The sequence below is a fragment of the Kitasatospora sp. NPDC057518 genome (assembly GCF_042802075.1).
Classification (GTDB): domain Bacteria; phylum Actinomycetota; class Actinomycetes; order Streptomycetales; family Streptomycetaceae; genus Kitasatospora.
On record NZ_JBHVEU010000297.1, the window covers coordinates 1 to 10983 of the forward strand.

9 protein-coding genes are annotated in these 10983 nt (G+C 74.2%); 1 reads left to right on the top strand and 8 read right to left on the bottom strand.

Translation table 11 applies throughout. The annotated features are described in order from the left end of the window. Positions 1 to 2: 2 nt before the first annotated feature. Positions 3 to 968 carry a putative sugar O-methyltransferase gene (locus ACFU7Z_RS26630; protein WP_380780136.1) on the bottom strand — a complete coding sequence of 322 codons (966 nt, stop codon included), beginning with the start codon at positions 966 to 968 and terminating at the stop codon, positions 3 to 5. Between the two features lie 170 nt (positions 969 to 1138). On the opposite strand from ACFU7Z_RS26630, the gene ACFU7Z_RS26635 reads away from it, so the two are divergent. After that, positions 1139 to 2428 carry an activator-dependent family glycosyltransferase gene (locus ACFU7Z_RS26635; RefSeq protein ID WP_380780138.1) on the top strand — a complete coding sequence of 430 codons (1290 nt, stop codon included), beginning with the start codon at positions 1139 to 1141 and terminating at the stop codon, positions 2426 to 2428. On the opposite strand, the gene ACFU7Z_RS26640 is transcribed toward ACFU7Z_RS26635, so the two are convergent. From ACFU7Z_RS26640 to ACFU7Z_RS26670, 7 genes are all read right to left on the bottom strand, one after another. Then, positions 2416 to 3723: an RNA polymerase sigma factor gene (locus ACFU7Z_RS26640; protein ID WP_380780140.1), complete on the bottom strand. Its 1308-nt coding sequence runs from the start codon at positions 3721 to 3723 to the stop codon at positions 2416 to 2418. The two genes, ACFU7Z_RS26635 and ACFU7Z_RS26640, sit on opposite strands and share 13 nt — an antisense overlap. A gap of 36 nt (positions 3724 to 3759) precedes the next feature. Next, positions 3760 to 4359, bottom strand: a complete 600-nt coding sequence (locus ACFU7Z_RS26645; protein WP_074002845.1) for a dTDP-4-dehydrorhamnose 3,5-epimerase family protein — start codon at positions 4357 to 4359, stop codon at positions 3760 to 3762. Between the two features lie 60 nt (positions 4360 to 4419). Beyond that, positions 4420 to 5682, bottom strand: coding sequence for a methyltransferase domain-containing protein (locus ACFU7Z_RS26650; protein ID WP_380780142.1), 1263 nt, complete (start codon positions 5680 to 5682; stop codon positions 4420 to 4422). 64 nt (positions 5683 to 5746) lie between these two features. After that, positions 5747 to 6868: a DegT/DnrJ/EryC1/StrS family aminotransferase gene (locus ACFU7Z_RS26655; RefSeq protein ID WP_380780144.1), complete on the bottom strand. Its 1122-nt coding sequence runs from the start codon at positions 6866 to 6868 to the stop codon at positions 5747 to 5749. A gap of 19 nt (positions 6869 to 6887) precedes the next feature. Then, positions 6888 to 8144, bottom strand: coding sequence for an acyl-CoA dehydrogenase family protein (locus ACFU7Z_RS26660; RefSeq protein ID WP_049650263.1), 1257 nt, complete (start codon positions 8142 to 8144; stop codon positions 6888 to 6890). Between the two features lie 50 nt (positions 8145 to 8194). Further along, positions 8195 to 9388: an acyl-CoA dehydrogenase family protein gene (locus ACFU7Z_RS26665; RefSeq protein ID WP_380780146.1), complete on the bottom strand. Its 1194-nt coding sequence runs from the start codon at positions 9386 to 9388 to the stop codon at positions 8195 to 8197. 126 nt (positions 9389 to 9514) lie between these two features. Then, a complete protein-coding gene (locus tag ACFU7Z_RS26670; protein ID WP_380780148.1) occupies positions 9515 to 10903 on the bottom strand; it encodes an NDP-hexose 2,3-dehydratase family protein in 1389 nt (462 codons plus the stop codon). Positions 10904 to 10983: the final 80 nt, after the last annotated feature.

Here is a 10983-nt window from a genome sequence, read left to right on the forward strand (position 1 = left end):
GCTCACGCCGCGCCGGCGCCCGCGTCGGAGCCCTCGTCGGGGCCCGCGCCGGGCGCCGTGGACCGCCGGTACAGCGCCTGCCAGTAGTAGCTCCACGGGACGGCCCCGCCGTCGGCGACGGTCTCCCAGTGCGGCCCGGGGCGGTAGGACGAGAGGAACTTCGGCGCCAGCGCCTCGACGGCGCGGCTGTCGTGGATGTCGAGGACGTCCCGCAGCAGCCCGGTCGCCAGGGCCATCCGGACGACCTCCTCGCCCTGGGCGTGGTTGTCCAGCTCCTTCTCCAGGTACTTGCCGACCGGGTTGTTCACGTAGAGCGCCGCGCACCGGCGGTCGACCAGGTCGAGGTAGTTGAGCACTGTCCCGGGCGGCATCTCCGCGAACGAGTCGATGTTGAGGCAGAGTTCGAAGCGGCTCCCGCCGAGGGCCCGGTCCAGGTCGTCCGTGTCGTCGACCGGGACGAACCTGACGCGCGCGAAGTCCTCGGGGGCGAGCACCCTGCCGAGGTACGCCCGCGACAGCGAGAGCACGCGGGCCAGGTCGACGATGCAGTACTCCTCGACGCGGTGGTTGGCGAAGATCGCGTGGCAGGTCCGGCCGTAGCCGGCGCCGATCTCCAGGACGCGGGCGCCGTCCAGCGGGAGGTGGCGGGAGATGAAGTCCAGTTCGTGGACGGCGAGCAGGTAGTCCATGCAGACCCGGTCGCCGTCGTGGGTCACGGTGATGGGCGAGCCGAGTTCGCGGCCGCGGATCCGGCGCAGGCGGGACCGGTTCTCCGGCGTGAGCCGCGTGGCGAGTTCGAAGATGAGCGCCTTGAGGTAGCGGACGCCGTTGACCTGCGGATCCCAGAGGGCGAGCTTGAAGTTCACCGGCTCGGACTTGAAGGATCCGAGCTCGGCCACGCCCTGCTCGGTCACCTTGACGGAGTTGTTGTATTCCCACAGTGCGCTGGGGGCGTACCTGTCATCCATGGCTGCCGATGCTAGGAGGCCCGGCGGGCGGGGGCTTCCTCGATCGTGCTGTTCCCGGCCGGCCCGGCCGCCCGCCGCCCCCGCCGCCCCGAACACAGCACTCCGCGAGAAGTGCGGCCGTCCGTCGCGGTGCCAGAATCACCGGGAATCGTCCGAGCTCGGAGGGCCCGTTGCGCGTACTGTTCGTCACCGCACCGTTCCGCTCGCACCTCTACGTGCAGACGCCGCTCGCCTGGGCGCTGCGCACGGCCGGCCACGAGGTCCGGGTCGCCTGCTCGCCCCGCCTGACCGAGGACGTCGTCCGCACCGGGCTCACGCCCGTGCCGATCGGCGAGGAGGTCGACCTCGGGGACCTGATGGCGCGGTCGGAGCCGGAGCGCGCCCCGGCGGCGCCGGCCGGGGGCCGGAAGTCGCACCAGAGCGACTACCCCCTCGGCGACCCGACCGCCGAGCTGGCCTCCAACGCGGCCGGCTGGCGGATGCTGTTCAACCCCGACTCGTCCTTCGACGACCTGGTCGCGTTCGCCGAGCTGTGGCGCCCCGACCTCGTCGTCTCCGACACCTTCGTCCTCTCGGGCGCGCCCGCCGCCCGCCGGGTCGGGGCGGCGCACGCCCGCATGCTGTTCGGCGCGGACGGGCTCGGCCAGCTGCGCACGGCCTGCCGCGCGCAGTGGCGGGCGCAGGGCTCCGACTGGGACGGCGTCGATCCGCTGCGGGAGTGGCTGGAACCGGTGTTCGGCCGGTTCGGCGTGGAGTTCGACGAGGAGGCGGTCCTCGGGCAGTGGACGGTCTTCCCGATGCCCACCTGGGTCTGGCGCCCGGCCGGGATCCCGTACGTCCCGATGCGGCACGTCCCGTTCAACGGCCCGAGCGCCACGCCGTCCTGGGTGTACCGGCGCCCGGAGCGGCGGCGGGTCTGCTTCACCCTCGGACTGGCGCACCGGGAGGGCCGCGGCCACGGGGTGTCCGCCTCGCCGCGCGAGGTCTTCGACGCCATCGCGGACCTCGACGTCGAGGTGGTCGCGACCCTCGCCCCCGGTCAACTCCCGCCGGGGCTCCGCGTTCCCGACAACGTGCGGGTGGTCGACTTCGTCCCGCTCAACGACCTCCTGCCCACCTGCGCGGCCGTCATCCACAGCGGCGGGGCGGGGGCCTTCGCGGCCGCCGTCGAACACGCCGTCCCGCAGCTGATCGTGCCCAACGTGTACTGGAGCGAGAAGTGGTGGGGGCCGGTGGCGATGGCCTCCGGGCTGGAGGAGCAGGGCGCCGGCCGCTACGTCGCCGACGCCGACGGGCTGACCGGCGAGCTGCTCCGCTCCGAGCTGCGGCGGGTCCTGGAGGACCCGGCCTTCCGGGAGGGCGCCGCGCGGGTGTCCGAGCAGTCCGCCGCCCTGCCGAGCCCGCACGACCTCGTCCCGGTCCTGGAGGGGCTCACCGCCAAGCACCGCTACCCGGCCTGACCCCCGCACCGGCCCGCCGGGCCGCCGCGGACCGCACCGCCCCGGGACCCGCCCGGCTGACGGACCCGCTCCGCCTGCGCCAGCAGGTAGCGCCGCTCGGGGTCGCTCTCGGTGCGCCGCGCCGCGGCCTCGTAGGCGGCCCCGGCCTCGGCGGGGCGGTCCGCGAGTTCCAGCAGATGGGCCCGGACGGTGTCGACCCGGTGGTTCTGCGCCAGCGCGGGGTCGTCCGCGACCTCGGCGAGCACCTCCAGCCCGGCGAGCGGGCCGTGGACCATGGCCGTCGCCACCGAACGGCTGAGCGTGACCACCGGGCTCGGCGCGATGCGCTCCAGGATGCGGTACAGCATCAGGATCTGCGGCCAGTCCGTCTCCGCGACGCCGGGCGCCTCCGCGTGCAGGGCGGCGATCGCGGCCTGCAAGCGGTACGGGCCGGGCCCGAAGCGTTCGAGGGTCCGGGCCACCAGGGCGACCCCCTCCGCGATCGCGTCCCGGTCCCACCGGGTCCGGTCCTGGTCGGCGAGCGGGACGAGCGCGCCGTCCGGTGCGGAGCGGGCGTCCCGCCGGGCCTCGGTCAGCAGCATCAGCGCGAGCAGCCCCGCCACCTCGCCCTCCTGCGGCAGGGCGCGGTGCAGGTCACGGACCAGGCGCAGCGCCCACGCCGTCAGGTCCGGGCGCACCACGGTCGACCCGCTGGACGCGGTGTGCCCCTCGTTGAAGATCAGGTACAGCACCTGGAGGACCACCTGCACCCGCGCGGCGCCCTCCTCGCCGACGGGCATCCGGAACCCGCCCCCGACCTCCTTCACCCGCTGCTTCGCCCGCCGGATCCGCTGGCTCATGGTGGCCTCCGGCACCAGGAAGGCACGGGCGATCTCCGCGGTGGTCAGCCCGCCGACCGCACGGAGCGTCAGCGCGGCCTGGGCCTGCGGCGAGAGCTCGGGGTGGCAGCAGAGGAACAGCAGGCGCAGGGTGTCGTCGGTGTCGCCCGGGCCGGCCTCGTCGGCCGGGGGGACGGCCGGCTCGCCGGCGGCCGACCGGGCCACCACCACGGCCTCGCGCCGGTGCCGGGCGCTCTCGCTGCGGATCACGTCCTGGAGGCGGCGGGTGGCGACGGTGAGGAGCCAGGCGACCGGGTCGTCCGGCACCCCGTCCCGCGGCCACTGCACGACCGCGGCGAGCTGCGCCTCCTGCATGGCGTCCTCGCAGTGGTCGAACTGCGTGGGGTGGCGCCGGGTGAGCAGGCCGAGCGCGCGCGGCGCCGACCGGCGCAGCAGTTCCTCGACGACGACCGCCACCCGGACCTCCCCAGCGTTGCGGTCCAGGCTAGCCGATCACCGCCCTCCGGACCCGGCCCGCCGGCACTCCCGGTAGTCGGGCAGCAGCCCGGCGGAGCGGGCCTCGGCGAGCGACGGCGCGTCCCGGTCGCGCGCCGAGAGGAGCGTCCGGGACGCCTCGGGGACGGGCAGGGCCAGCGCGGGGTCGAACGGCGACAGCGCCAGCTCGTTGCGCGGGACGTACTCCTGTGACAGCAGGTAGGACACGACGGTGTCGTCCTCCAGCGCGAGGAACAGGTGCCCCACGCCCACGGGCAGGTACACGGCGCGGTACCGGTCCGGGCCGAGCTCGACGGAGTCCCACCGCCCGAAGGTCGGGGACCCGACCCGCAGGTCGACGACGACGTCCAGGGCCCGCCCGCGCGGGCACGTCACGTACTTCTCGCAGCCGGGCGGGGTGGCCGTGTAGTGCACCCCGCGGAGCACCCCGCTCCGCGACCGGCTGTGGCTGGCCTGTCGGACGGCGAACAGCGTTCTCCCGGTGGCCGCGCGGAAGTCCGCCTCCTGGTAGCCGGACAGGAACTCCCCCCGGTCGTCGGGGAAGACGCGCGGGGTGAACTCCAGCGCGCCCTCGACCGCCAACTCCCGTACGTCCATGGCACTCCTCTCCTCGCGGGCCGGCCGGGGAAGGCCGTTCCCCGGCCGGGTGGGCCGCGGTCAGTCGACGCGTACCTCGGGGACGTAGCGGATCCACCGGCCGCCGGCCTCGCGGAAACCGGTCTCCTTGGCCATGATCTCGTCCGCGTGGTTCCAGGCGAAGAGCAGCGCACAGTCCGGGTACGGGTCGGCGAACGCCTCGGCGGGGCGCACCGGGATGTGCGTTCCGGGGGTCAGGCGGCCCTGCTTGGCCGGGGTGGTGTCGCAGACGAAGGAGACCAGGTCGGGGCCGATGCCGCAGTAGTTGGCGACCGTCGCGCTCTTGGCCGTCGCGCCGTAGGCCACCACCGTGCGGCCCTCGTCGCGGAGCCGGGTGAGCAGCGCGAGCAGGTCGTCCCGGACCGCCGCCACGGCGTCGGCGAAGCCGCGCAGGGTGTCCGGGGCCGCGAGCCGCCGCTCCTCCTCGTGGGCGAGCAGCTCGCCCACGGCCGGCGAGGGGCGCCGGGTGCCGGGCCGGGCGAGGGTGTACCTGATCTCCCCGCCGTGCACCGGCAGTCGGCGGACGTCGACGAGCTCGAAGCCGAAGCGTTCGGCCATCGCGTGGACGGAGCGCGCGGTGAAGAGGTAGAAGTGCTCGTCGTAGATCTGGTCGAAGGAGGTCTTCTCGACGACGTCGCCGAAGTACGGGTCCTCGAAGACGAACACGCCGTCGGGGGCGAGCAGCGCGTCGACGCCGCGGAAGACGGACTCCAGGTAGGGGATGTGACAGATGGTGTTGGCCGCGTAGATCACGTCGGCGGGCCCCTCCGCGCGCCGGACGTCGGCGGCGGTCGCCTCCTCGAAGAAGTCGCCGCGTACCCGCACGCCGGCTGCGCGCGCGACCTCGGCGACCTTGCGGGAGGGTTCGAAGCCCAGGTGGCGGACGCCGGCCTCGCCGACGGTCCGGAGCATCACCCCGTCGTTGCAGCCGATCTCGACGGCGAAGGCGCCGTCGCGGGCCAGTTCCGAGGCCAGGAACCCGCCAGCGGTGCGGGCGAAGTGCTCGCGCATCACGGCCGACCCGGACGAGTAGTACGGGTAGTCCTCGTGGAACATCCGCTCCCTGGGCACCTCGTCGACCAGCTGCACCATGGTGCAGGCGGTGCAGCGGGCGACCCGGAGCCGGTAGAAGAACTCGTCGGCGACGGGCGTCCGCGCCGGGAAGGCGTCGGAGAGCGGTTGGCGGCCGAGGTCGAGGAACTCCTCGGTCGCCGCGCCGCAGATCCGGCACGGGTGCGGTGGGGCGGGCGGGGCGGGCGGCGCGGTGTCGATCCGGTCGGTCATCGTCGGGCCTCCATCGTCATCGTCGTCGGCACGGCTGCGGCTGCGGGCGCGGGGGAGCGGGAGGTCAGAGCCCGGCCAGGACCTCGCGCAGGGCCTCGATCACCCGGTCCTGGAGGTCCGGGGGCAGCGAGGGGTACATCGGCAGCGAGAAGATCTCGCCGGCGAGCCGCTCGGTCACGGGCAGCGCGCCCTCGCCCACGCCGAGGTGGCGGAACCCCTTCATGGTGTGGACGGGCCACGGGTAGCTGATGTTCAGGGCGATGTCGTGCCGGAGCAGTTCCTTCAGGACGAGGTCGCGCCGCGGGTGGCGCACCACGTAGAGGTAGTGGACGTGCTCGTTGCCGGGCGTGGTCCGGGGCAGCACCAGGCCGTCGGGGGCGGCGAGGTCGGAGAGCGCCTCCTGGTAGCGGCGCGCCACGCTCCGGCGGCCCTCGATGTACGCGTCCAGGCGGGTCAGTTTGCGCCGGAGGATCTCGGCCTGCACCTCGTCCAGCCGGCTGTTGTGGCCGGGGGTGTCGACGACGTAGTAGGTCTCCTCCATCCCGTAGTAGCGCAGCCGCCGCAGCGCGCGGTCGGTCTCCGGGTCGCGGGTGACCACGGCCCCGCCGTCGCCGTACGCGCCCAGCACCTTGGTCGGGTAGAACGAGAAGGCGCCGGCGTCGCCCATGGTGCCGGCCGTCCGGCCGCGGTGGCGTGCCCCGTGCGCCTGGGCGCAGTCCTCCAGGACCGCCAGGCCGTGTTCGCGCGCCACCCGGAGCACCGCGTCCATGTCGACGCACTGGCCGTAGAGGTGGACGGGGACGATCGCCCTGGTGCGGTCGGTGACGGCCGCCTCGAGCAGGTCGGTTTCCATCAGGTAGTCGTCCTCGCGCACGTCGACGAAGACGGGCACCGCCCCCACGGCGTCGATCGCGACCACGGTCGGGGCGGCCGTGTTGGACACCGTGACGACCTCGTCGCCCGGCCCGACGCCGAGCGCCTCCAGCCCGAGGACGATGGCGTTGGTGCCGTTGTCGACCCCGACGCAGTGGTCCAGCCCGTGCCAGGCGGCGAACTCCGCCTCGAAGCCGCGCACGCTCGCGCCGAGCACCAGCTGCCCGGAGCCGAACACCGTCTCGACGGCGTCGAGCAGGTCCTCGCGTTCGTTCCGGTACTCCGGAAGGTAGTCCCATACCCGCGTTGTCATCTGCGCCCTCCTCGGTGGGTCAGCGCCGCCCGGCGGGGCGGGCGGCGCGGGTGCTCATGTAGTCGTCGTCCCGGTCGATGCGCAGCGCCCGCGCGCTGAGGTGGTCGACGGCGTCGGGGTAGGTGTAGGGCTGCATGAACCACCCGGCCCGGACGTCCCGGTAGAGCCGGGCCAGGCTCGAACTCCCGGCGTACGAGGCGCCGCCGACGATGGTGAGGCAGTCGTTGACGATGTCGGGCGCGAGCCGGTTGAGCGTCAGCTTCGCGCACTGGAACGCCGTCATCATCCGGGGGCCGCGCACGGCCGGATCGGGCACGCCGGCGGTCAGCGCGTCGGCCTCGGCCAGGGCCGCGGCGGTGGTGGCGCGCGCCGCGTACAGGCGGGCCTCGACCTCGGCGACGAGCGTGCGGACGGCGGCGGGCGCGCCGGGGCGCTCCCGCTGCCACTCCACGGCGGCGTCCCGCGCGGCCCGGGCGACGCCCAGGTAGATGCCGAGCATGGTGATCGAGCTGACGGTCTGCCCGGCCAGCGCGGCGTCGCCGCGTTCCCCGACCGGGCCCCGCACCAGCACGTCGGCGTCCGGTACGGGGCACCGGTCGAAGGCGATGTCCCAGGTGCCGGAGGCGCGCATCCCGAGGCCGTCCCAGGTGTCCAGGACGGTCAGGCCGGGGGTGCCGAGGGCGACGAGGGGCGCCGCGAGGCAGGTGCGGCCGTCCGCCTCGACCAGGGCGTAGGCGAAGAAGTGGGTGGCCACCGGGGCCATGCTCACCAGCGTCTTGCGGCCGGAGAGCAGCCAGCCGCCGGAGCCGTCCGGCTCCAGCCGCGTCACGGTGCCCGGGGGGTCCTTGACGGCGCCGCACACCCGCGCCTCGCCGGTCGCCATGGCGCGCAGCACCCGCTCGGCGAGCGCCGCGGCCTCCGGCTTGCCGTTGCGCCACTCGTACGCCAGCGTCAGGCCCCGGCTGAACTGGACGTGCAGGGCGAGCGCCGTCGAGGCGTCGGCCCGGGCCACCTCCTGGAGCGCCAGGGCGACGTCGTGGAGGCGGTCCACGCCGAGCCCGCCGAGCTCCGCCGGGACGGTGCCGCCGAGCACGCCGGCGCGTGCGAAGCGTTCGAAGACCTCGACCGGGAAGGTGCCGGTCCGGTCCCGTACGTCGGCGTCGGCGCGGATCGCCGGCACCTGCTCGGAGACGAGGCCGAGCAGCCTGCGGCCCGCCTCGCTGACCGGCGCGGACAGGTCCGGGCGCGCGGCCTCGTTCGCGGCCTCCGTCAGCACAGTTCGCCTCCCGTTTCGTTCCGGCCGGGCATCGCGCTCGCACCGGCGGTTCAGAGGTACTGGGTGTTCGGCGCCTGGCCGCACAGCAGCCGGCCGTAGAGTTCGAGGTTGGTGTTCGGGTGCATGACGGCGTGCAGGTGGAGGGTCCGGACGTCCCGCTCGATCCGCTGGATCGGTACGTCCAGGTAGACCGAGGACGCCCCGCTCGCGGTGGCCAGGATGTCCACCGCCTCCTTGACGCGCGCGCAGACCGCGCCGGTCTCCAGGCGGGCCAGGGCGCGCTCCTCCAGCGTCCAGGGCTCGGCGGCGGCGTTCTTCGCGTCGACGAGGTCCGCGAGGCGGTAGCAGTGGAACTCCGCCTCGTCGATCTTCACCGCGGCCTCCGCGACCTGGAGGTGGGTCAGCGGCGCCTCGCGCTGGTCGGTGTAGTCGGTGTAGGTGATCCGCCGGTCGGGGAGGCGCTCGAAGAAGGCGTCCTTCGCGGCGATCGCGAGGCCGAGGGCGGTCGCGCTCACCGTCGCGCAGGCCGTCGGCATGATCGGGGCCCGGTAGATCTCCGAGCCGGCGTTGCTGCCCGCCCCGCCGCCGCCGATCATGACCGGCTCCATCGGGATGTAGCGCTCCGCGGGGACGAAGACGTCCCGCGCGACCGTGGTGACGCTGCCGGACCCGCGCAGCCCCACGGTGTGCCAGTCGTCGACCACCTCCAGGTCGGAGACCGGGATCAGCGTCATGATGGGCCGGGGGGCCGCGTCGGGGGTGAGCAGGACCGCCGCGTTGGTGTCCCAGGTGCTGTGCTGGACGCCGCTGTTGAACTTCCAGGAGCCGTTGACCAGGATGCCGCCGTCGACCGGGACGGCGGTGGCCGTCGGGCTGATGATGCCGCTGACCAGGGCGTCCGGGGAGGCGAGGACCCGGTCCTGCACCTCGTCCGGGAACAGTGCGGCGACCCAGGCGCTGATCGACCAGACGCCGGCCGTCCAGGACGCGGCGCCGTCGGCGCGGGCCAGCTCCACCAGGAGCTCGGCCTGGGTGCGCATGTCGACCTCGAAACCGCCGAGGCGCTTGGGGATCCGGGTGCGGAGCAGGCCGGCGTCCGCCAGGACCGAGACGGTCTCCTTCGACAGGCGCCGGTTCTCGTCGCCCCAGGGCGCGTTGTTCCTCAGGACCGGCGCCACCTCGCGCGCCCGGCGGAGGATCTCGGCGCGGTCGGGGACGGCGGTCGTTGCGGTGGTGTCCGTCATGACGTGCTCTCCCTGGTGAAGGACGGGGCAGCGGAATTCGGGGCATGGCGGGGGCGGGTCCACCGGTCGCGCGGTGGCGGTCCCGCACCCCGTGGACGGCGTTGCGGGGGGATCGGAGCCGGGGGATCAGAGCCGGACGGCGCGCGTGGTCAGCGCCGAGAGCAGGGTGCGGGCCTGGACGTTCACCCGCCCGCCGCGGGTCACCAGCGCGGAGAGCTGACCAGGCGTCACCCAGCAGTACCCGGGCGGTGGTTGGGACGGCGCCTGCGCTCCGTCCGCCTCCACGATGGCGTAGCGGCTCACCGCGTTCAGGAAGCGGCCGCCCTCCTCGGAGTGGAGGGCCGAGTAGTGGACGCGGGAGGGCGTGGCGTTCTCGACGACGTCCAGGAAGTGGTGGCGGGGCCCGCGGGGGCGGCCGCGATGGTGCTCCGGGGTGCACTGCACCGTCGGCGCGAGTTCCGCGATCTCCTGGAAGCCGACCTCCACGCCGGCCCGGGCCAGCAGGTGCGGCACGCCCGAGAAGTACCGCAGCACGAAGGCGCTCAGCCCCAGCCGTACGGGTTCGACCAGCGGCTGCGTCCACTGGGCCACCTCGCGGCTGCCCGCCTCGACGGCCACCGCGACCACGCGGAAGTGGCGGTCCGGGACCCGGCGGATCGCGTGCGCGGTCCGTATCCAGCCCCCGGTTTCGCGCAGCGGGACGCGCCGCACCCGCAGCGAGCGGCGGGCCCGCTCCGCGGCCAGCCAGCCCTCGATGTGCTCCACGGAGATCAGCCCGCTCGCTCCCGAGACGGGGAGGGGGAGGCAGGAGAGCACCGTGCGGGCGTCCATGTTGACGAGGTTGTCGCGGTGCAGCAGCGCGGCGATCCGGTCGAGGGTCAGCCAGCGGAAGTTCTCGGCGACCGGCATCTCCTCGTCGACCAGCACGATCGTGTTCCGGTTGAACTTCCGGTTGAACCAGTCGCCGTGCTCGGACTGCAGCACGTCCGCGACGGGACGCCCCCGGGACGGATCGAGGAAGTACTCCAGGTAGGCGACCGGCGCGCCCTTGTGCACGCCGGTGTAGTTGCTGTGGGTCGCCTGCACGGTGGGGGAGAGCTGGACGATGTTGGGGTTGCCCGGCTCCATCTTCGCCTGCATCAGGTAGTGGCGCACCCCGCCGAAGTCCTTGGCGATGATCCCCAGGATGCCGACCTCGGGCTGGTCGATGATGGGCTGGCGCCAGGTCGGCACCGGGCCGTCGGCCGTCTCCACCTCGACGCCCTGGATCGAGAAGAAGCGCCCGCTGTCGTGCACCAGGTCGCCGGTGTCCGGGGCGAAGGACCACCCGCGGAGCCGGTCGAACGGGATGCGCTCGACCCGGAAGCGGTCGGCCCGCACCCGGGCGGACAGCCAGTGCGCTATCTCGTCGGCCGAGGCGCCCGGACCGTCCCGGCCCGGTGCCGCGGCGGGGCGCCGGGTGAGGGCCGGAAGCCGGGTTCCGATGCCTCCACGAACCGTACCGATGGTGCTCAACTCCACGTCCTTTCAGGGGAATCGGCTGTCACGGGAATCGGCGCGGAGGTCACCCCGGGGGGCCGGCCCCGGCCGGGCGG